At 60.9% G+C, this 22213-nt stretch carries 18 protein-coding genes; 13 read left to right on the top strand and 5 right to left on the bottom strand.

All coding sequences use genetic code 11. The features are described 5' to 3' along the window. Positions 1-14: 14 nt before the first annotated feature. The 5 genes from PHC90_05925 to PHC90_05905 are packed head-to-tail and all read right to left on the bottom strand — an operon-like array spanning position 15 to position 6680. The gene (locus tag PHC90_05925) at positions 15-1361 is read right to left on the bottom strand and encodes a histone deacetylase (GenBank protein MDD3845884.1); all 1347 of its coding nucleotides are present in this window, start codon (positions 1359-1361) and stop codon (positions 15-17) included. Further along, positions 1361-3037, bottom strand: a complete 1677-nt coding sequence (locus PHC90_05920; GenBank protein ID MDD3845883.1) for a hydantoinase/oxoprolinase family protein — start codon at positions 3035-3037, stop codon at positions 1361-1363. The genes PHC90_05925 and PHC90_05920 overlap by 1 nt, the downstream gene beginning before the upstream one ends. 40 nt (positions 3038-3077) lie before the next feature. Next, positions 3078-3992 (bottom strand): hypothetical protein, encoded by a 915-nt coding sequence (locus PHC90_05915; GenBank protein ID MDD3845882.1) that lies wholly within the window; start codon positions 3990-3992, stop codon positions 3078-3080. A 48-nt stretch (positions 3993-4040) separates the two neighbouring features. Next, positions 4041-5390, bottom strand: a complete 1350-nt coding sequence (glmM, locus tag PHC90_05910) for a phosphoglucosamine mutase (GenBank protein ID MDD3845881.1) — start codon at positions 5388-5390, stop codon at positions 4041-4043. 36 nt (positions 5391-5426) lie between these two features. Continuing rightward, positions 5427-6680, bottom strand: coding sequence for a hypothetical protein (locus PHC90_05905; protein ID MDD3845880.1), 1254 nt, complete (start codon positions 6678-6680; stop codon positions 5427-5429). A gap of 258 nt (positions 6681-6938) precedes the next feature. Here PHC90_05905 and PHC90_05900 point away from each other — a divergent pair, with 258 nt between their 5' ends. The 13 genes from PHC90_05900 to PHC90_05840 all read left to right on the top strand — a co-directional run. After that, entirely contained in the window at positions 6939-8777 is a 1839-nt protein-coding gene (locus PHC90_05900; GenBank protein ID MDD3845879.1) for an ABC transporter ATP-binding protein, read from the top strand. Continuing rightward, positions 8752-9492 carry a lasso peptide biosynthesis B2 protein gene (locus PHC90_05895; protein MDD3845878.1) on the top strand — a complete coding sequence of 247 codons (741 nt, stop codon included), beginning with the start codon at positions 8752-8754 and terminating at the stop codon, positions 9490-9492. The genes PHC90_05900 and PHC90_05895 overlap by 26 nt, the downstream gene beginning before the upstream one ends. Then, the gene (locus PHC90_05890) at positions 9489-11246 is read left to right on the top strand and encodes an asparagine synthase-related protein (GenBank protein MDD3845877.1); all 1758 of its coding nucleotides are present in this window, start codon (positions 9489-9491) and stop codon (positions 11244-11246) included. Before PHC90_05895 ends, PHC90_05890 begins: the two co-directional genes overlap by 4 nt. A gap of 85 nt (positions 11247-11331) precedes the next feature. Further along, positions 11332-11502, top strand: a complete 171-nt coding sequence (locus tag PHC90_05885; protein ID MDD3845876.1) for a hypothetical protein — start codon at positions 11332-11334, stop codon at positions 11500-11502. Between the two features lie 144 nt (positions 11503-11646). Further along, positions 11647-12678, top strand: coding sequence for a radical SAM protein (locus PHC90_05880; GenBank protein ID MDD3845875.1), 1032 nt, complete (start codon positions 11647-11649; stop codon positions 12676-12678). After that, positions 12647-14215 carry a glycosyltransferase family 9 protein gene (locus PHC90_05875; GenBank protein ID MDD3845874.1) on the top strand — a complete coding sequence of 523 codons (1569 nt, stop codon included), beginning with the start codon at positions 12647-12649 and terminating at the stop codon, positions 14213-14215. Before PHC90_05880 ends, PHC90_05875 begins: the two co-directional genes overlap by 32 nt. 59 nt (positions 14216-14274) lie before the next feature. Next, positions 14275-14547: a hypothetical protein gene (locus PHC90_05870; protein ID MDD3845873.1), complete on the top strand. Its 273-nt coding sequence runs from the start codon at positions 14275-14277 to the stop codon at positions 14545-14547. Positions 14548-14591: 44 nt separating this feature from the next. Further along, on the top strand, positions 14592-14879 hold the full coding sequence (locus PHC90_05865; protein MDD3845872.1) for a hypothetical protein: 288 nt from the start codon (positions 14592-14594) through the stop codon (positions 14877-14879). A 13-nt stretch (positions 14880-14892) separates the two neighbouring features. Continuing rightward, entirely contained in the window at positions 14893-15495 is a 603-nt protein-coding gene (locus tag PHC90_05860) for a hypothetical protein (GenBank protein MDD3845871.1), read from the top strand. Between the two features lie 9 nt (positions 15496-15504). Then, on the top strand, positions 15505-17736 hold the full coding sequence (locus tag PHC90_05855) for a WD40 repeat domain-containing protein (GenBank protein ID MDD3845870.1): 2232 nt from the start codon (positions 15505-15507) through the stop codon (positions 17734-17736). Then, a complete protein-coding gene (locus PHC90_05850) occupies positions 17729-20167 on the top strand; it encodes a WD40 repeat domain-containing protein (protein MDD3845869.1) in 2439 nt (812 codons plus the stop codon). Before PHC90_05855 ends, PHC90_05850 begins: the two co-directional genes overlap by 8 nt. Beyond that, positions 20164-21768, top strand: coding sequence for a hypothetical protein (locus PHC90_05845; GenBank protein ID MDD3845868.1), 1605 nt, complete (start codon positions 20164-20166; stop codon positions 21766-21768). Before PHC90_05850 ends, PHC90_05845 begins: the two co-directional genes overlap by 4 nt. Continuing rightward, positions 21765-22213, top strand: a 449-nt coding sequence (locus PHC90_05840; protein ID MDD3845867.1) for a hypothetical protein, incomplete at its 3' end; no start/stop codon positions are given. The genes PHC90_05845 and PHC90_05840, both read left to right, overlap by 4 nt.

The following is a 22213-nucleotide window of genomic DNA, read 5'->3' as shown; positions in this document are numbered from 1 at the left end:
ATAGGAAACCGTCCTCACACACGGGTTTCCTGCCCCGTTCCCGTTTCAAAGGTGCGGTATTCGTCCTCTATCCTATCCTGCAGGTAGAGGTATCCGTAGCCTGTCTTCTTCTTCATGTCCTCGTAATCGCTTCTGGCCCTCGCCGCACAGTCCGGACAGCAGGCGGCCGGCAGGGCGACACAGAAGACGGAGTAGCTCCGGCCGCTGTGGTGGACGCATGATGAATCGATGCGGCGGTAGCCGCAGCAATCGGGGCACATCCTCAGATCGAGGCGCTGTTCCTCCTGAAGGTACTCCGTATCGTAGAAGGTGCTCCGGGAGCTGCCGTAGAACTCCCGACCCTGCTTGCGGTTCGCCTCCACAACCGCTTCCCTTCCCCGGAAGTTTGTGAGCTGGTGCGTGACGAGAGACCGGATGTACTCCAGATTCTTTGCCGATTCCTTGAAGCGTGAAGGGTCATAGTCGGGTTCACGAAGGTTGGAGAAGTCGATCCCCGCCATGGCCATGATTATGGCCATGTTGATGTAAGGCAGGGCTGTCTCCACTGAGTACCCTCCTTCCAGGACCGCTATGTCGGGCTTCAGTTTCTGGTTTAGGATGGCATAGCCCTTCGCTGTGAAGCTCATGTTCGCCAGGGGGTCGCTGTAGTGATTGTCCTGCCCTGCCGAGTTGATCACCAGTTCCGGCTTGAACTCGTCCAGCACGGGCCGGACGAGGTTATCCATTATATAATGGATGCCTTCATCGGTCGTCCCGGGAACCATGGGTATGTTGATGGTGGTGCCGTGGGCGAGCGGGCCGCCCAGCTCATTCGTGAACCCCGATCCCGGAAAGAGGGTGCGCCCGTCCTGGTGGAAGGACATGAAGAGCACGTCGGGATCATGCCAGAAGATCTCCTGGGTCCCGTCGCCGTGGTGAACGTCGGTGTCCACAATGGCGATACGCCTGACTCCGTAGGTCCGGCGCAGGTATTCCACCATGACGGCCTCGTTGTTGATGTCGCAGAAACCCCGGTTGCCATGAACGACTGTCATGGCATGGTGGCCGGGCGGGCGGGTGATGGCAAAGGCGTTCTTGACCTCTTTCTTCATGAAGGCGTCGGCCATCACCATTGCGCATCCCGCCGATACCATGTGGGCCTGCGTCACGCGGCTTTCCACGTCGGGGACACAAAAGTGGACGCGGGAGACATCCTTCGCCGTGGCAAGGCGGGGATGGTACTCCTTTACCTCGGGCATGTCCATGATACCTTCCTCAAAAAGCTGGTCGCGCGTATAGAGAAGCCTCTCCTCCCTTTCGGGGTGGGTGGGGCTTATCGCCCAGTCGAAAGCGGGAAAGAATATGAGGCCTGTGGGTTTCATTACGCCACCCCCTTATACTCATGAATGAATCCCGGAGCTATCTGTATCCCCACGTCAAAGAGCTTGCCTTCCTGCTCCCACCCCCGGATGACGTTGAACTGTTCCTCGAGATACACATGGGCCTCGTCGGCGTAATCGGCAAGCCCTCTCTCGCGGCTCGCTTCCTTGAGGCAATTTACCGCCAGTTCCTTCGCGTCCTCAAGCTGAAAGTTGCGCTTCTCGACCGTGCCGCTCAATCCTCCCGGAGATCCCGTGTAGGTGCTCCTTCCCGTATCGATGTGCACCTCCACCGCCAGCGTCGGCCGTGCCACGGCGGCGCCCAAGGCATTCGCGACGGGAGAATAACGGTGCAGGAAGTGCCCCACACCCATCCTCTGAGCAAGCACGGGAATGATGGCGGGGGCCGCCGCTCCTATCCCGATCACCCGGTGGAGCTCGAACTTCCTCCTGTGCACCACCTCCCAGACCTTGTAGGCGGGCTCATCCTCCCAGAGTTCGAACATTTCCTCGATGTTCCGCTCCAGGGTCGCTGCCACCTCATCTGCGACCATCCGGCACAGTCCGTCAACGGACTCTCCGAGGCCTGCGGCCACGGCCTCAAGCTTTTCCCGGGAGGCGTCCGGGTTCCCGAGGCCAAGGCCGTTCAGAAGGTTGAAGGCGTCCGTCACGGTGGGTGCCTCCCCTCCCAGACAGGCCGCCGGACCGAGGCGCATGGGGCCCACGCGCAGTCGGCCCGATTCCTCGCGAACGAAGCTGTCCCCTCCCAGGGCTATCGACCTCACCGCAAAGGAATTGATGTGGGTGAGATGACCACCGATGAGGGCCCCCCGCGAGGCATACAGAGGCATCCCCTCGATGAGAAGGCTGATGTCGGAGGTCGTTCCGCCGATGTCCACCGACACGGCATTCAGGGTTTCGCGGCTCAAGGCCATGGTTCCCATGGTGCTCGCCGCCGGACCCGAGAAAACGGTCTCACAGGGGCGCATCCGGCTTGCTTCCAGGGTGGTGGTGCCGCCGTCGGCTTTCAATATGTGCAGGTCGCTATGGGGCACCCTAGCCCGTACCGCAGCCTCGATTCCGTCGGCAAAGCGGTTCCATTCCCGTATGGTCATCGCCGTATAGTAGCAGGTCACGGCGCGGCGCGGGAAATTGAGCCTCCCCGAGATCTCGTTGCTCGTGCACACGTCCATGTGGGGGTACAGGCTCTGCGCAAGGTCCCTGACGGTCCTCTCGTGCGTGTCGTTGCGATTGGAGAACTTCCCCGCCACGGCCACCCTTTCGATGCCGGACTCATGGACCTGACCCAGGGTTTCCTCGACCTGCCTCGTATCAATGGTCTCTATCTGCCTGCCGCGAAAATCAATGCCGCCCCTGAGAAAATACGTGTCGGGGCTTATCCGGTAGGCGGAAAAGGGCAGCCCGCTTCCGGGCAGAAGGAGAAGCGCCGTGCGTTCTCCCCGTCCCGTTGCCAGAAGGTTGGTGACGAGCGTGGTGCTGAGCACTACCCTGCGCACCTCTTTCGCGTCCCCATGGGCAAGGAGTTCGTCCAGCACGGACAGAAGGGTGCCCGTGAGGTCATTTTCGTCAGTGGGGTGCTTGACGCTGTGAAGGACTGTGCCGCCTGAAAAAACCACCCCATCCGTATATGTGCCGCCGACATCTATGCCTATCAACATGTTTTTCCCTCTAGGTTTTCGCGTTATCCCTTTTTCGGGGTCATTCAAATTCCTCAAACTCTTCCGCGGAATAAAAAAGATGCATTTCCCTTATCCTTCTCTCGTCAAGGTCGTCATTCAGGATAGATGCTTCGGCCCTCAACCTCGAGGATTGAGCGCGCGCCTCGAGTTCCTGAAGCCGCCGGGGAAGGTCCCGTTCCTCCAATATTTCCTTGACATCGCTGAAGATCTTTTCACTGCCATGGAGCAGTACTCCCTCATCGAGGATCTTGATGGCGACCATGCGTTTGAAGTCGTCAAACTCCGCCTGCTCCCTGACACGCCCCAGTCCTTTTATCTTGTAGTCCACTTCTTCGTTCACGGCGGGATCGATGAGCATTCTGTACTTCTTCCGATATATCAGCCCGTCGAGCCTCGTTATGCATGCATGGGGCACGTCGTCGTCCACAACGACCACAAGGTCAATGTCGGAGCCCCTGACGAGCCTCCCCGTGCTGCGCTCCGGCCGGGGTAAGTCGTGGGCCATATCGTAAACGATATCCCCGGCAAGAATGAAGCAGATCTGGCTGGCCCACCGGGCAGCGTCCTCGTACTCATCCATGATCTCCGAGACCATCCGGCGGGCAAGCCCGAATTTGAGCCTGTTTATCTCCAGGATGCGGTTCCCTAACGCCGCGCATCTCTCATTGAGACCGGCCCGGTCGCCGGCGTGGCCGACAACGGAATATGTAAAGAACTCCCGGAGTATGGAGGGAGAAAGGCGGGCAAAACCGTCAACATGGCGATCGAGCCGCATGTATCTCTTCCCCACGGTGCGCACTTCAAGTCTGCCGGAAGTCCTGCATGTCTTCCACAGGAGCAGGCTGTCCGTTCCCGTTTCCTTCTGGATCTCAGAGCCTGTACGGGGACCGTTCCTACCGATGAGATCCACTATGGTGTCTTCAATGCCGCTCATTTCCTCAATTCTTGACCGCAAAGGATACGAATCTTCGGCAACGCTTTTCTAGCCGAGTATGGTCCTTATGACGTCGGCGATCTGCGTGCAATGCTTTTCCGTCACCGCATCGGTGGGCCCTTCGACCATTACCCTGCACATGTTCTGGGTGCCGGAATAGCGCACCAGAACCCGCCCTTCGTCGCCCAGCTCCCGCTCGACCTCCTCTATCACCTCCATTACCGGCGGCAGTGTGGAGATATCGGGCTTGCTCTTCACGTCGACATTGATGAGTTTCTGCGGATATACGTCCATCCATGCGGCGAGTTCCGACAAAGGTTTGCCCGTTCTGACGACGGCCGCGACAAGCTGCAGGGCGCTGACGATGCCGTCGCCCGTGGTATGGTGGTCGAGAAATATCATGTGTCCCGACTCCTCCCCGCCTATGACGCTGCCGAGGCGCATCATGTCCTCGAGAACGTAACGGTCGCCGACCTTCGACGCATGGCACCCGAAACCATACTTCCTGCATGCGACCCTCAGTCCAAGGTTGCTCATCACGGTGCTCACGAGGAGGTCGTTCTTCAGTTTCCCCTGTTCCTTGAGCATCCTCGCGCAGATGAACATGATCTGGTCGCCCGTTATTTCCCGGCCCTTTTCATCGACGGCGATGAGACGGTCACCGTCGCCGTCGAAGGCGAGCCCGATGGCGGCCCCGCTTTCGACAACCTTGTTTCTCAGGTCCTGAGTATGCTGCGACCCGCATTGGTCATTGATGTTTATGCCGTTCGGGGTATTGTGGATCACCTCGATGTCGGCGCCAAGCTCCCAGAAGGTTTCGGGCGCAACCTTGTACGTTGCCCCGTTGGCGGCGTCTATGACGATCTTCATCCCCTCGATGGACAGGTCACGGGGGAAAGAGTTCTTCAGGAAAACGATGTATCTTCCGTGCACATCCTCGAGGCGGTAGGCCTGTCCCATCTCCCGGACGGGCGGGACCAGACCGTGCAGGGTGTTGCTCATCATCAGGCCCTCTATGGCCTCTTCCTGTTCGTCGGAAAGCTTGAAGCCGCTGCCGGAAAAGATCTTTATGCCATTGTCCTGATAAGGGTTATGGGATGCCGATATCACGATACCCGCGTCTGCGCGCATGCTCTGCGCTATGAAGGCTATTCCCGGTGTCGGCAGCACACCAACGAGGTAGGGGTTGCCCCCCATCGATGTTATCCCCGATTCCAGGGAACCCTCGAGCATATAGCCGGAGATGCGCGTGTCTTTGCCGATCACTATCCTGGGACGGTCATGCGTCTTCTTCAGGATGTAGACCACGGCCTGCCCGATGGCAAAGGCTATTTCCGCGTTCATCGGATAGCGGTTGGCCTCTCCGCGCACACCATCGGTACCAAAGAGTTTGCCCATGATCATCCCTCCTCATTTATAAAGCAAGTTTGCACATCATTCTCCGAACATGTTGAGAGACGGAAGCAGCGCCTTTGCCTTCTCGCAGTATCCCTCGACTATCGCCTGGAGCCATGCCGTCCCCATGCCCGAGGTCTGAGGGTCAAACCCCTTTACGGCATCTACGTAGTTTGTGCCTCCGGCGTTCCTTGCCCTGTCGGACAGGGAAAGGAACTCGTCACGGTATTTCGCCGTGATGCCGTCCTCCGGCGGCGATGTGAACACCCCTTCTATTTCCGCGAACCTCTCGCAGAACTCATTTCGAGCGCCTGCGTTCTTCGCTGCATATGCCTCGTTATCGGGAGACACTCGTGCCTTTTCCGCCAACGCCTCAAGGCGCTTCCACCGCTCTTTCTTCGCAAGGGCCAATGCGTCGATAAGCCCCGAAAACATAAGACCGCCGAATTCCTGTGCATCCAGGAAGGAACGCCGCACATGGATGTACCACTCCTCGAGAGCCATCAGATTGGCTATATAGATAATGTTGTTTCCCACGATGCGGCGGAGATTCGGATACGTCCTGGGTTTGAAGTCTAACGTTATTGCTGAGTGGGTCTTTCCCACGATGAGCTTGTTGTCTCCGGGGACATCGTTCCTGAGCACCGAGTTCGCCGCTACGACGTTGCCGTATCCCATGCGCAGGGGACCCACCAGACCGCCCTGGCCGCCGAGAAAAATGGCGGGCTGGTTGAGCATGACGCCGCGGGGGACGTCGCCGATGAGTGAAGCCGTGGACTTGTCCCCGTCGGGTGTGAAATTGAAATGAATATAGGAGCTTCCCACCTCGCTGTGATCCTTGCGGCTGGTCCCTCCCGCCATGAGGCAATCACAGAAGTTGATGAGACTCCCGAGGGTCACGAAGGGAAAGAGTATCGTCTGTTTGATGCCCACGCAGTGCGCGCCGCCCGCTTCCTCTTCAAGGATGCAGCCTTCGCGCACGTGGGCTCCCAGACCCATGCTGGCCTTCTCGAGAAAGACGGCCTTGTTGAAAAACCCGCCCTTCAGCTCCACCTTTGGCCCGAGCTGGCAATCGTCTATTGTGACCGGGCCTTCATAACCGATCCTGGCCCCGGCGGATATGACCGTCTTCTCGCCATAGATCCTGCAGCCGGGATAGATCCTGACATCCTTTCCCGATATGTGGTCAACATTCACCTCATCGCCCACGTCCAGGGTAAGGGGGTTCGGAATGTCGACCCCCTTGTCGATCATCTGCACAACTTTATCGTAGCATCGAGGCTGAACGTCCATTCCGGGCCCTCCTCCGTAAAGATTGTCAAGATTGGCGAAACATCGGGACCATTGATCTGAAAGGAATGATAACAGCTTTTTCCCTGTTATTGCAATATCCATATAGGCTTAGCAAGGCTCTTGCAGGGCGCTGCGCACATGCGGCCATCCATGTGACAGCCGCCGTGGAAGAGGAACCCATTTCAGACGGCGGTTCAATTATGGATCGCCAGAAACGGCTTTGTATGGTACAATGACGGGGGTTCGGAAGATCAAAAAATGAGAGCAGCCACGCAGTCAATCAACCCCGACACATCTTCCCTGTCCGCTTCACCTCACTCACTGCGCACAACCGCACGGTACCTGAGGCGCACCGCGCGCTATCTGCGGCCCTACGCAGGCATCGCGGCGGCGGACATGCTCTGTGCCTTTGCTTCCCTCGGCTTCTACTTCATCTTTCCCCAGGTGACACAGTACATCATCGACGACATCATCGGCAAGAACCGGATGAACCTTCTTTTGCCCGTCATCGCCGGCCTTGCCGGTGCGTTTCTCCTGTGCAATCTCTTCAGGGCGCTGGGCATCATGATCAACGCAAGGTTCGAGCAGAACGTCATCTTCGACATGCGCAACGACGTCTACGCGCGGCTTCTGCGCCTGCCCGTGGGTTACTTCGACGAACGGGCCTCGGGCGACATCATGACGAGGGTGACAGACGATATCACCGCCGTCCACCGCGTGCTAATCGACGGCACGGAGCAGGGCGCCACCGCCGTGGCGAGCGTCATTGCCGTGGCGGCCATCCTCTTTGTCAAGAACGCGCCATTGGCGATGTATGCCCTTATTCCCCTCGGCATCCTCATCGCGGGCGCACTCTGGTACACCCTTTCGGCCCACCGGCGCTATCGCCGTCAGAGACAGGCCATGGGCGCTATGAACGCGCTGCTCATGGACAACCTGCAGGGCATCCGCCAGATCAAGGCCTTCGGGCGCGAGGAACACGAGAACGGCCGGTTTGCGCGGCGGGCAGATGCACTGCGGCGCAGCACCTTCGGCGTCATGAGGGTCTGGGCGGTTTACTCCCCCGCCATGGCCTTCGCCGGGTCTCTGGGGATGGTCTTCGTCCTGTGGGCGGGCGGTCCCATGGTGACGGCGGGGGCGATGACCCTTGGCGAACTCGTGGGTTTCCTCTTCTACCTTTCCCTTTTCTACGAGCCAATTGGGAGACTGCACAGTCTCAACCAGCTCGCTCAGTCCGGCAGGGCGGCAGGGGAACGGGTCTTCGATATCCTCGATGCAACGGAGGAGGACAGCGAGCATCGCGATCGCACGGCGTTCCCGGGGCCCGTCCGCGGAGAGGTTCGCCTTGAAGATGTTTCCTTCAGTTACGACGGCGGGCATTATGCCCTCAGGCACATCTCCCTTCATGCCCGGGCGGGACAGATGATCGCCCTCGTCGGCCCCACCGGTTCGGGGAAGACCACGCTGGCCAACCTGATCCCGGCATTCTACCGGCCTGGTCGCGGACGCATCACCGTCGATTCGACGGACATCGCCGGGGTTGCGCCGGGGGCGCTTCGCGCCCACATAGGCATCGTCAGCCAGGAAACCTTCCTTTTCAATGGCACTGTGAGGGAGAATATACTCTACGGGCGACCCGATGCCCCCGTGGAAGCAATGGAGGAAGCCGCGCGTGCGGCGAACTGCCACGATTTCATCACACGCCTGCCCCAGGGTTACGATACCCCCGTCGGAGAAAGGGGAATAAAGCTCAGCGTCGGGGAAAAACAAAGGGTCAGCATAGCGCGGGCGCTTCTCAAGGACCCGCCCATACTCATACTCGACGAGGCCACCGCAAGCGTGGACACGGCAACGGAAAAGATGATTCAGGAAGCCCTGCAGCGGCTCATGGCAAACCGCACCAGTTTCGTCATTGCCCATCGCCTCTCCACCGTCATCGACGCCGACCAGATACTCGTCCTTGTCCGCGGCGAGATAATCGAGCGGGGAACCCACGACGAACTGCTAAAACTGGCGGGCGTCTACGCCAGCCTCTGTCTCATACAGAACATCGATCTTTTCGAGGAAGGAATTGAAGGAAACCGGACCCCGCGCTGATCCCGACAGCAGGTATCACATACCCGCCCATGTCCGCCATGTCAAGGTGGGGGACCGGGTAATAATCCTCGATATCCGTTCCGAATCCTACTTCGCGCTCGACCCCATAGCCTCGCTCATGTGGGCTGAACTGGTCCTTGGCCAGGACAAGGATGCGGGCATCGGGCACCTTCAAGAAGAGATTTCCGCGGACCCTCCGGATATCGACAACGATTACGGGGAGTTCACGCAGAGATGCCTTGCGAGGGGGCTGCTGTCCCGATCGACCGAAGGGCCCCTCACTGAGAAAACCCCGCGCCGGAGGAGCCGCGCAAAGCACCTCTTCGCCCTGAGGGCATGGTGGAGCCTTGTGAAAACAAGGCTGTCCCTTTCGCGGAAGGGGTTTTCCGTCACCTATAACGGTGCCCTTCACATGGCCGGCCCCGATGAAACCGCCGGGGGTGACGCCGCAATGGAGATACTGCCGCAGGCTCTCGAGGCCTTTGCGAGGGCCGAGAATTTCTTTCACCTCAAAAAGGCGCCCCTCGACTGCCTTCCAAGATCGCTGGCGCTCTTCCGGTTCCTGCGCTCCATCGGCCTGCCGGCGAACCACTGCATCGGCGTCAGGCCCTTCCCTTTTACCGCCCACGCATGGACCGAGTGTTATGGGCGCGTTGTCCATGACGACACTCTGAACAGGAACAGGTTCACGATAATTGCGAGAATACCTCAATGAGGAGATTCATCGGAGAGATCCGTAACGGCACCCTGAGGTGCAATCCCGGCACCGGGCTCTTTGAGGGCTGCCGCCTTCTGTGGCGCGGATACATAGCGAACAGGGACGACATCCTCTCCGAGGCGAGGCGCCGCGGCATGAGGACGCATGACGGCTCTGACGGCCGCCTTTTTGCCATCGCCTACAGGTGCTGGGGAGAGGCGCTCCAGTCCTATGTCCTGGGGGAATTCTGCCTTGCGGTCTTTGACGACGCCTCCTCCACAGCGCTTCTTACCCATGACGCCCTCGGGCTCGTACCCCTGTTCTACGGCGCAAGACCCGAAGGCGTGATCTTCGCCTCCCATCTTGAAGACCTCGTCGCCGCCGCGGGCGTCGGTGACCTCGATGAGGATTTCATCGCCGATTACGTGGCTGACCCCTCCTTCGTATCCCGGCACACTCCCTACATGGGCCTCAAGCGCCTTGACCCTGCGAGTTCCATGGTCTTCGGCCCTCAGGGGCAAAGGGAGGTGAAGGGTCGGGAACTCAGCCCCAGCCGGACCGCTGGGACCGGGGGGGCGGACTTCGGGGAACAGTTCCTCTCGCTCCTGGAAAAAGGAGTGAAGGCCGCGGCCGCGGCTCCCGGCCCGGTGTGGTGCGAACTCTCGGGCGGTCTCGATTCCTCGACGGTCATGTCCATGGCGGTGCGCGGCGGCGGGGCGGACCTCGGAGCCTTTTCCATCATCTACAGGCGGTATGCCGAGGCCAATGAGGAGGAGTGGATACGCCTTGTCCTCGAGTGCTTTCCCGTGCCCTGGCACCGCCTGGACGGCGACGGCGCACTTCCCTATTCAGAGGTGCCGGACCGCTTCTGCGCACAACCCGCGCTTCACATGGTCGATTGGGCAGGCCGCAGGGCCTACGAGGAGATGGCGGCTGCCCATGGCGTCGCCGCCGTCCTGACGGGCCAGGGGGGCGATGTCGTCTTTTTCGGGGTTGGCGCCGAACCTTACCATCTGGCCGATCTTGCCCGCGCGCTTCGGCTCCGGCGGCTCTTCGGGGAAATGGAGCGCTGGCGGTCCCATGACAGCCGCAGGCGGTCCCGCCTTTACTGGCTTGTGAACTACGTGATGCGCCCTCTCATGTCCCGCCTTCGCGGACAGCCCGTTCTGCCCGCCTGGCACAGGGACCCTTCTCCGTGGATTCACCCCGAGTATGCCGGAAGGATGGGCCTCCGCGAACGGGGGATGGGAAGGGCCTCGCGGGGCCGGGGCACGATCGAGCGCTCATGGTTCATGGAAAGACTCTCGGCCATGTGCGGGCAGGTCGCAAACGTCAACCAGATACCGCGCTCCTTCGAGTTCAGGCACCCCCTCCTCTACCGCCCCCTCGTGGAATTCATGCTCTCCTTGCCGTGGGACGAGAAGTTCGATCCCGGAACCGACCGTCCCCTTCAGCGCAGGGCGCTCTCGGGCATACTCCCGGAACCCCTGCGGCTCAGGACGACGAAAACGATCTACGACCAGCCCTGCTATGAAGGACTTCGCCAGGGCAAGCGCTTCGTAAGGCTCCTGACCGAAGACCCCCTCGTCGCACGGCGCGGCATCGTCGAGAGCGGCCCCTGGATCGAAGCGGTTGCCCAGGCGCGAATGGGGCGCACCCACTCCCTGCCCCAGTTCGAGGCCGTGGCATCCCTCGAGATATGGCTGCGCCAGATCGAGGCCCTCCGGCAGGGGCATCTGGAACTGGAGGAAACCCCTCTTCCCGCACTGTGACATTGTCGGACAAGGGGCCGCAGTTTGCCGTTGACAGAAAGATGAAAGAACTTTACACTCACGGTATAGTGAAGGAGGCAGGCACATGAAAAAGGAAGAAAAGACAAATGCGACACGGCGCGAGGCGCTCAAGCGCATTGCCGAAAGACCCGGGTTGACCTATATGGGAAAGGTCGTCGATGTAACCGCCGGCGGCGGCGGTGACTCGAAAGATTACGGCGGCTACACAATACCGGTTGACACGAGAAAAAGCTAGGCGCCGTCAGCAAGCAGTCAGACCTGGACCGTTCGAAGACTTTCACCCGAACTGCTTGACCATTTCTTATGGTATAGTGTTTTCTTGCACTTTTATATCCGGGATGCATCAGGCATCCCGGATACTTGTTTTCCCCGGGGTACCATGGCAAATATCCTCCTTTCCACGCGTTGCAACCGCTCCTGCCCCTATTGCTTTGCCCAAAGCGAAATGGCCGGGTCATCACCGGAGAGGTTCATCTCCTGGGAAAACCTCATCTACATAGCAGACCTTCTCGAGGCGGGGGGCCAGAAGACCGTTTCCCTCCTCGGCGGGGAGCCGACCTTGCACCCTCAGTGCGTCGACCTCATCCTCTATCTTCTCCGGCGCGGCTTCACGGTCACCGTCTTCACCAACGGGGTGCTGGGCCCCGGGCGCCTTGGCGAATTCCGCCGTCACCTGACATCGATTGGCCCCGACCGGCTCAGTTTTGTCTGCAATCTCAACGACCCCGTCCAGACCCCGGCGCCCCCGGAACAGGCGATGAGGATCGAGCGCTTCCTGTCCCTCATGGGTCCCTGGACACTACCGGGTTTCAACATCTACCGCCTTGATTTCACCCTTGATTTCCTCTTCGACCTCATCAACCGGTTCGGAATGAAACGGCATATGCGCCTCGGCATCACGCACCCCTTGCCGGGAAGGCAGGGAGGGTTCATACTCCCTTCGCAGATGAGGGCGGCCATCGAGAGGCTCTGTTCCTACCGGCCCCTCTTCGATTCCTTGAGGGTCAGCCCCGGCATCGACTGCGGCTTTCCCTTGTGCACGTTTACCGAAGAGCAACTGGGCTGGCTCCACCATTTCGACAGGCCCCTCCAGTTCAGATGTGCCCCCGGACTCGACATAACCCCCGACATGAGCGTCTATCACTGCTTTCCCCTGTCGAGATACAGGAGGCGCTCCCTCTTCGAATTCGATTCCATCAAGGAGGTGCGCGATTACTACCAGGGGATCCATGACGAGATCAAGGCCGAGATAGCGGGAATATTCGACGAATGTGACGGCTGCAGGCACCAGCAGGAAGGGGTATGCGGCGGGGGCGGCCTCTGCCAGGTCGCACACAGCCTCGTGACGGAAGCCCCTGTGAGGGGAAAGGATATGGAAGATGAACTCGCCCGTTATCATCTGCCCTCATAACAAGCGACTCCTCAGAGGGCTCGAGGGCCGCGAGATCGCCGTACGGGTGCGGGACCCCCGAAGCGCCGCAAGGGCGGCGGCGGATGTGCGCGCCGTCGGCGGGAGCCTTGTGTGTGTTCTCGTCGATCCCGCCCTGCCCCTCGACAGGCTGGAGTGGGGCAAGCTCCCGGCCGCGGTCCCTTCTGTTGTCATTGCACCGTCTTTCGGCGCGTTCCGGGACCTCGCGCGGAACATCCCCCTTCTTCAGAGCCTCGATGTTGCCATCCACCTTCCCGCCAACATTCCCGATAACGTGACGGGGCTGCGCATTCTGGCCTCCCTGGGGATCCGGTGCGCCGCGGTCATCGGGCCGGGGAAGCTTGACTGGGATGCCCTCGCCGACCTGGCAGCGTACGCGGTGCTGGGACCCGTCCCCCACGCGGCGATCGAGCCCTTTGCCTCCATCGCTTCCCGCCTCGGACCTTCCTCCCCGATTCATTGGGACTTCCCCTATTTCAGGGATTCCCGGCGTTTCCTGCACATGGATGACAAAGGCCGCCTGGCGCCCGAGAAAGGGGCATCACCGGGGGCACCGGCCGGCCCCTGTGCCTGCTGCATGGGATGGAAGACCTGTCGCGGGAGATTTGCCGCCGAGGCGGGGGAAGGGAAATGTTCCTCCTTTCTTGAGGAGATGGCGGACATCGCGCTGCGGGCCAGAAAGAAGGCACAAAGCGGGGCGGGCGAAGCAGATCCGACACCCCCGGCAGTACCCGGCGAACCGGCCCTTATTGAGGCAAGTCAGGAGAGACCGGCGAAGGCATCGAAAAGAACGGGCGGACAGGAATGGATAGACCTCCGCGGCGGTGCCGGGCACGCCCTCATGCTGTCGGGGATACTGAAGCAGGTGCTGGAACAACACCCGTCGCGGCGATACAACCTCGTTGCGAGGACCGGCCTCACACCCATCCTGAGGGGCCACCCGGCAATAAAAGGCACAGGCCATCCGCCAAAGGGCGCAAAGGTCCTCACGATCGGTCCCGGAGGCGGCGCAAATATTTTGAAGCCCGAACAGAGGGAATACCAGTTGCTCGCCGCCTCTCTCGGCTTGAAAACACCCGTGGAGGAACGCCTTTGGGTCCCCTGGGAGTTCGAGGATGACCCCACGCTCATGGCCATCCTTCCCCACAAGGAGCGACGGGTCCTCATCTCCACCGCCTCCGACTCTCCTCGAAAGGAGATGCCCCCAGAGAGATGGGAGTCCCTCGTCGCCCTCCTCGCCAACGATGGGATAGCGGTGGTGCAGGCGGGGGACACGAAAGACCCCTACATCCGAGGCGCGTACAACATTCTCGGCCTTCTCACACAAAAACAGTTCATATCCCTGCCCCGCCATTTCGACGCCGTCGTGACCACCGATGCTCTCATGATGCACGCCGCCCGCCTCTGCCAAACCCCCTGCATGGTCCTCGGCGACTCCCCAGGCCCCGTACCCGGCACCACCCGCCCCTCAACCATCCACCGCGCAATAGTCAACCTGGTCAAAACGGGAAAAACCTGAAAAGAAAAAGGCCTGTCTCACGCCCGCTTTTTGAACACATCCCGCCCCGCCCCGTGGTCATGAGCATCGTTGAGCCGGGAGGCGACCCTCAGAGACACGTGATCATCTCAACCGCCTCCGGAGCCACCACCATAGGCGCCCTCAGGACCAGGGCGCGGTCCCTTCTCTTTTTGCCTCTGCGCGCCATCGCTCCGGGCCTGACGCCATTTGTGCCTGCACAGGACGGCGGACAGGCATTTCATCTTTGCAGCCACATGCCCTTGTGCTATCGGCGCTTCCTTGTGCATGACACCCCCCTTCTTTTGCCATTGCATGCACGGGACTTTGACTGATATCCAATTAGAAAACGCACTATAGTCCATCCAGGGAGGTGCACATGGCAAGAGATGAGGAAATAGACTGCGGGATCAAGGCATACGGAGAGGCTTTGCTGTTCGCGTCGGTGGCTTCGACGCGGGAGGACCTTGCCGGCGTGGAGGAGAGCTACTGGATCGCCTTCAACAAGCTCCGGGGGTCCCCCCTCGAGGAACACCGGCTTATCTGCGCGGAATGTCTCGAAGCCGTGGCTCGCATTCTCGACGGGGAGGGCCGCCGGGGCGCCGGTGATGATCTTCGGAGGCAGGCGGAAACCTTCCGCAAGCCCCCCACCGACGGGGAACGATAGCGGAACGGGGAGCATGGGACACCATCGGCTCATCGCGTGGATAAGACAGGAGATCACATCGACGGAGGTGGTTATGCGCGAGGAAGTGGTCGGCTATAAAGAAAGACTGGAGCCCAATCCCGCCATGCATATCTCCGAGGGCACCAATTACCCAACGACCGCGAACGGGGAGTTTGAGATCCACCAGGACCCCATCTACGCGGACGTCCCCCGGACCGTCCCCGACGAAAGGCGCGCATCGGATGCCGCCGAGGCGCTCGTGGCCCTTGTCCTCACCGATGAACGGCACCTGTACCTGGCGGAGGAACTCATGGGAGAGCAGAAGGTATTCATCCGGCACTGGGAGCGCCTTTCCCTCCACGGCAGGGACAGGAGGACGAAACGCATCGCCCTCCACCATCTCGGCAGGGGCCCCTCTCAGCTCTTCATGAAGGCATTGCGCTGGACACTGGCACCGTTGAAGACTCCCCTGGAATTCCTCTGGCAATTATTCGTGGGTGTCTGTTTCTATGGCTGGATCATCTGCCTCATCTGGCCCGATTCGAAAGCAGGCATGTGGATCGCGGCGGCGGTAAAGAGAATTCTCGCGGAAGCGAGAAGAATAATATACGATTAGAAGGAGATCATGAAACATCCGAAGGTTTCCGACAAGAAGAGGGGCATGCGGCCGGCGCAGGCTGAGGGACAGGCCCTCGATGTGTCCCGCGACATCATCAGGGACACGCTGGCGGATCTCGTCCCCGGGGGAAGGACCACCCACCATATAGGGGGGCACACGGACTGGTATCACGGAGCAGCGGTCTCCCCCGACGGGTCGCGGCTGATCACCGCCAACCGCGACGGAACGGCCCGCCTGTGGGACATCGCCAGCAGTCAATGCCTCATGGTGCTTCGGGGACACACCGGCGAGGTGGTGCGGGCGGCTTTCATGAACCACGCAGACCGGGCCGTCACAACCGACGATGACGGCACCCTGCGCCTGTGGGACTGCGCGACGGGCGCCTGCATCCTCGTCCTGAAAGGTCACTCGGGACGTGTCGCCGGCCTGGCGGTGAGCCCCGATGACAGACATATCGCAAGCAGCGACACCTTCTGGGCATTGCGGGTATGGTCCCTTCCCGAGGGTACCTGCGAACATTCCGCGGCAGGGATCAACAATGTTACGAGAATCCTTGTGGCCCGAGACGGCAACACGCTGCTCACGCTGGACTCACACCACGATATCCTTCAATGGAACTTCCCCGGCCTCGGTGATCCCTCTCTCGTTGCGAGCGGTGATTATTGGGACATAGCTCTTTCGGGGGATGGAGAGGTTGTTGCCGCAGGAAGGGATGGTCTTTCCTGCTTCGATATTCGCACCGGCGCCCGGAAGAGGTTCTATTCCCTGGAACCGCACAAACCCTACAAGGTGACCACCGCTTCCGACGAAACACGGTTTGTGGCCTGTTGCAGGCCCGGGGAGACTGTCCTCGTGCTGGACCACGGAACGGGCGCGATTGAGAAACAGTTTACCGGTCCGAGGTTCGTGACCGACATGGCCCTCTCGCCGGATGGGAAAACCCTCTATACGGTGGGCTCCGACCGGACATGCAAAATCTGGGATATCCGCACGGGCGAGTGCCTGCAGACCATCGGTTCCACCCGGAACGTGCACCATCTCTCTCTTTCCAGCGACGGCATGTGTCTTGCCGCCTGCGACAAAGGCGACACGGTCAAGCTCTGGAACCTCGCGGATGGTTCCCAGAGGGCGGCGTTCCGGGACGCGACGTCCGTCGCCTTTCTCGAACGCGCCCGTCTTATTGCCACCGGTCATGATGATGGCCGAGTTCGATTCTGGGACATCGAGAGCGGCAACGAGAAACCTGGGGCGGTCCTGCGCGCCTACTCATCCCCGGTCGCCTGCGTCCTGCCGGTGGAATCAGGCGCCTCCTTCGCAACCTTCGCTCGACACGGAATGCCGAAGCTCTGGAACACGGAACAACGCAATTGTCTCAGGATCCATAACACGGCCGGAAATATCGACATCAACACCGTCGCGATAGATGAAGACACGCAATGCGTGGCGATGCGTCGCCAGGGGAAGAACCATATACTGGTCTGCGATCTTCGGTCCGGCGACATTCTTGCCACGTTGACGGACCACGCACGGAGGTACGGCAACCTCTCTGTCATCATCACGGGCATTCGTTTTCTCCCGCGGGGAAGGGGTCTTGTTTCCTGCGGCCGTGACGGCCTTATTATCCTCTGGGACCTCTCCACGTTCAAGGCCGCACGGTCTATCAATGTGGGTAGTTCGATCCTCTCCATCGCCGTCGAGAACGACGGCCGTCATGTGGTCATCGGCACCCACGCGGGAGGGGTGGAACGATGGGACCTCGAAAGCGGACAACGCGAGATCTGCCGGCCTCCTGAAGGGAGTCCGGTGGCGGGGCTCGCTCTCTCTTCCGACGAAAGCCGGCTCTTCGTCTCCTTCGGCGACGGGACCGTGAGGATCATAGACAGACAGAGCACGACCCTCGTCTGCTCCCTCTGGAACGTCGATGACGGCTTCTTCTGGTTCACACCGCCCGACGAGCACGCCCCGGACGGCTGGGTATGGACTGACAGGGAAGACCTGTTCCATCTCGTCGAGGAGGGCGGCGATGGCGAGGTCCTCGGGGCCGTACCCCTGGCTGACGAAAGACGAGGAGCCTATATCATGACCCGCAACAATGCGGCGATCGTACAGGCGCGCTTTAAGGGCCTCGACGAATACGCGCGCCTCGCGCGTCGTTATACCTGTGCCCTTGCAGACAGACAGAGCAGTATCGAGGCCCGCCCGCGCCCGATGCTGACCGGGAAAGATAAAGATGCGTAAGACAGGCGAAACACCGGCGTCTTCCTCGGTTGTATCCTTTCGCCCCGGGAACCTCCCGGTCCAGGCGGTGACCGGCGTCCTCAAGAGGTCCGCCCCGGAGAGCCGTCTGACCCACGACGCCGGGTTCCACGGACACAGGATCGCCGCGCTTGCGGCAGCCTTTGGCGGCACGCATCTGCTCACGGGAAGCTCGAGCGGTGAGGTGCGCCTCTGGGACATGGTTTCCGGAAGATGCGTACGGACGTTCTCCTGCGGTGGCCCTACCCTTTCGGACATCTTCACGACACCCGGGACGAACCGCATGATAACGGCCTTTCTCTTCGGTACCAAGAAGGTCTGGGACCTTGAAAGCGGAGATTGCCTGGCGACCCTGTCTGACCATCCCGGCGATCCCGTGCACTGCAGCGACGACCATCTCTTCTGCAAGCAGAACTGGAATGTCCGGACTTTCCTCAGAGGAAAGGGTCCGGACTCGAAAAGGTCCGAGGCCCTCATCTACGACCTGAACACGGGGAAGAGGGTCCGGACTTTCCGGATCGAGAACAGCCATATCAGTTCCCTCGTCGTAAGCCCCGACGGCGGCAAGATAGCCGCCGCCGGCGACGACCACTCCGTCCGGATATGGGATGTAGCGTCGGAGGACATCCTTCACCAGTCTCACCGGTGGTTGAAGTGGCCGGTGATCGCCGGCTTCAGCCCCGACAACGGGTCAGTTGTTCTGAGCTGGACCGACAGGGTCGAGGTGCAGGACATAACGGGGTCGGGGGCCTGCCTCACCATCGCGATGCCCTCACCCACCCGGCCCTATCGGGCGCGGCATGTGGTCAAGGGTTACCGCCTGATCGAGAATCAGATAGATCTGACGGATCTCGACCCCCTGTCGCATGTCCGCATCATCGATATCCGGACGGGGCAGACCCTGGACGGGCACACCTTCACGGGATCCATGGAACTTCAGTCCCTGACGGAGGACGGGCGGTTCTGCCTGGGGTTCCGCCACGGCTGGATCGACGCATGGGACCTGGAACGCCATGAATTGACGGCCTCCCTGTCGACAAGCCGGGAATATCACGGCTATGCGGGCGGGTACAACAGGATCGCCCCCGTCAACGGGCGCATCGCCATCTCCCGGGAGGAATCGGTGGTGCGCCTCATCGATCCGACTTACGGAAGACCGGCAAGGATACTGCCCGCCGGGCAGCCGGTCAGGGACCTCCTGGCGACTCCCGACGGGAAGGGGCTCCTGACGATGCTCCATGGGACGGTGAAATACTGGGACCTCTCAAGCGGCCAATGCCTCAGTGAGTTCGGCATCCCCGAAATGGAACTCTGGGACGACCTGCCGCAGGGCGCGCCGGTGATGGCGGTGACACCCGATGGGAAGCAGCTGGTACTGCCGTCGGAGGATGGGGTTGCGATCCATGGCCTGTCGACGGGCCGGCATGAAGGGGGTTTCCCCCTGGCCGAAAAGATGGAAGGTCCTTTTGCCCTCTATGTGACCGGGGACGGAAAAAGGCTGATGGCAGTGGCGGGACACACGGGTTTTCTGGGAGCCTACGACCTTCGAACAGGCGCCCCCGTTGCCGGTTTTCCCCTGGACGGCATGAACCCGTTCCAGGCCTTCTGCATGGGCACAGAGGTCCTCGCCACCGCGACCCGGACGCTCCTTTCACTCCGGGATGGACAAACGGGTAAGCTCCTGAGGACATGCGACCATAACCATTACATCAACGACATCCTCTTCGTCCCATCGCAGGCAAGGGTGCTCGCCGCGGGATTGGGAGGGTTTCACTTCTGGGACCGGGAAGGCGGGGAGCCCCTGACGGAGAAACCAGACAACGTGGACGGCGTCGTTACATTCGGCGGATGCCCGCCCTTATCGCCCGGTGAAACGCATATCATCGTTCGGGGCCGGTACTACATCGCCCTGTGGGATATAAAAACACACCGGCTCCTGTGGCGGGACGACTTCCTCCGGGGGAACCGGATAAGAAAGGTCGTCACCTTTCCCGACGGGAAACGCTTCGCAACATTGGATATAACGGGGATCGTAAACGTGAGGAGCCTCGAGACCGGAGAGGTCCTCGCCGCTCTTCACATACTGCCCGACGGGTTCCTCTGGGAAACCCCGCCCGATGACCATGCCCCCTCGGGATGGCTGTGGACGGACAGGGAAGATCTGGTCAGCGTCATTGCCCCGTCCGAAGGCAATCGCGGCGCCCGGATCCTCCACGAGGGGGATGAAGAGCACGGGGCTTACCTGAAAATATACAACAACTGGAGAATGGTTATGGCCAGGGTCGACGGGGGCGAGGCATACGGGGAACACGCCAGGCTGTACGCCCGCGCACTTGATACGGCCCGGATCGCAGGAGGCTCCGGCCGCTCTCTTGCTGCCCTACCGGATGGAAGGAAAGGAGACAGGACATGATACCATGCAGCAAACTCGGCGATGATATGGACGCGGTCATACGGTTCTTCGACACGAACCCTGCCGTCACCGAACGGCAGAGAAATATCTGGAAACCGGAGGGTAAGAAGAAGGCGATCACCCACGACATGTTCGGGTGCGACCACGAAAAGGCCCTTGCCTTCGAAGACGGGACGAAGGTGGGCTCCCTGAAAAAGAACAGCGCCCGCCGGTTCTGGGACTATGCGGGATGGCATGTCTTCCCGCCGGTTCAGGACGTGGCCCGTTTCTGCCTTTTCATGCATCTCGACCTTTACCGGACGGTGGCGCTCCTGCTCAAAGCCGAATGGGAACGCTTTTTCGCCCACGAGGTCAGCGGCTGGAGGGCCGCGGACGGGACAAGCCTTACCGACATCCTTTTCGACAGGGACGAGCACGCCCTGAGGGAGGCCCTTGCCCGGTTCCAGCCCCGGGAGGACCTCTATAACCTCATCGGGGACCTTGCCGCCCGCCACGCGCCGGCGTCCGACACCGGCAGGCCTTTTCTCGAGGGGCACACACCTTCCACCTTCGGGGAACTGGTAAAGGAGATGCTCATGGGAAGGTATCATTTCCATTCGGTCTTGAGCGGCGAGGTCTCCCAATTTGCGGCGCGGGCACGGGAGGAGTTCCTCCTTCTCGTGGAAGGCACCGAAAAAGACCAGCAGGCCTACGCCATTGAGAAGGCACGGTGGGTATCTCTGCGGCAGGAACTGGAAGACGTCTACCTGCTCATCGAGAACCAGCGGATCAGGAACGCCCACACCCGCCGCGAGTGGCTCGCCCTCTTCGGAAAGGAGGAGATCGCCCTCAGGGAGGCCGCCCTCATGCTGGAACGGTGCGATATGCGGCTTAACCTCAAGAAGGTCAACCCCGACTGGTCCCGTGAGGATATCGAAGAGTACATCGAGAGGGAAGAGGCGCGGAGGCAGCTTGAGCTCACGCGGCTTAAGACCGACGCGGCCCTGGCCCCCCACCTCGTGAGGATCTCCGGGGAGACGGGCACGGGAGGGCAGACGGTGGAGGCCGACCGGTATCTGAAAGAGTGCAAGACGGTGCTCCGGCAGATACGCAGGCTTCTCCACCCCGACAGGCTTATGCACCACCCCTCCTACGGACATCTCACGGAAAACCAGAAGGAACGCCTTGAGGAGATGCTGCTGGCCGCCCTCGAGGTCCGGCCCGAGGAACTGGGCTATCCCGAGGGGTACATGCTCCACGACATGCGCTCCCTCGAAGGCCTGAAGAGCGCCCTCACACGGGTCGAGGCCATCCTGGGCAACCCGGGGGTCGAGGTCGACGAACGGCTCACCATCCAGGGTGAAACCCTGCCGGAGAAGCTGACGTGGCTGCAAAGAGAAGTGAGGATGCTCGAGGAAGAGGTCCTCGCCGCGAAGGCCGAACTGCAGGCGCTCTTCGAGGATGAGGACAGGGTAAGGGAGCGGGCCATCCTCGGCGCCCCGGCCGGTCACGACAAGGTGAGAGTCGACCTTACTGCCCGCGCCGCGGAGCTAAGGCGTGATGCCGAACGCCTGGAGCAGGCCTTCAACGCGCTTTTTGATCCGGAAGGGGAGTCCCGATGACCCTGAACGACCTCTGCGAGCTCGTGGGCCGGTACTACCCGGACGGCGAACGGACCCTTCCCCGGATCCTATTCGTCTGGACCATGCACGACGAGGACGGCGGTCTTGCCGCCGTCCTCAGCCAGGCGAAGATCCGGGTCAACGTCTTTTCCCTGGCAGTCGAATCCTTTATCGACGAACGCATGGATGAAGACAGGCGCCTCCTCACCCGGACCATCATCGAAGCGCGCAAGAAGCCCGTCACGGGATATGATGTCCTCTCCGCCCTGTGCAGCAGCCCCGACCACCGGATCTACCGCGCCCTTCAATCGGGGGGCTTCGATATGACGGCCCTCGCGATATGCGCGAAACACGCCGGCTATGCGGCGCACCGGCGGACACTGCGTGAAGAGCAACGCTCATTGCGGAATGACGGCGTGCTCCTCCAGTACGGCAGGGACCTCAC

The organism is Syntrophorhabdaceae bacterium (assembly GCA_028698615.1).
Lineage (GTDB): Bacteria > Desulfobacterota > Syntrophorhabdia > Syntrophorhabdales > Syntrophorhabdaceae > Delta-02.
Note: the sequence above shows the minus strand (reverse complement) of the source record. Positions and strands in the feature narration are given on the sequence as shown.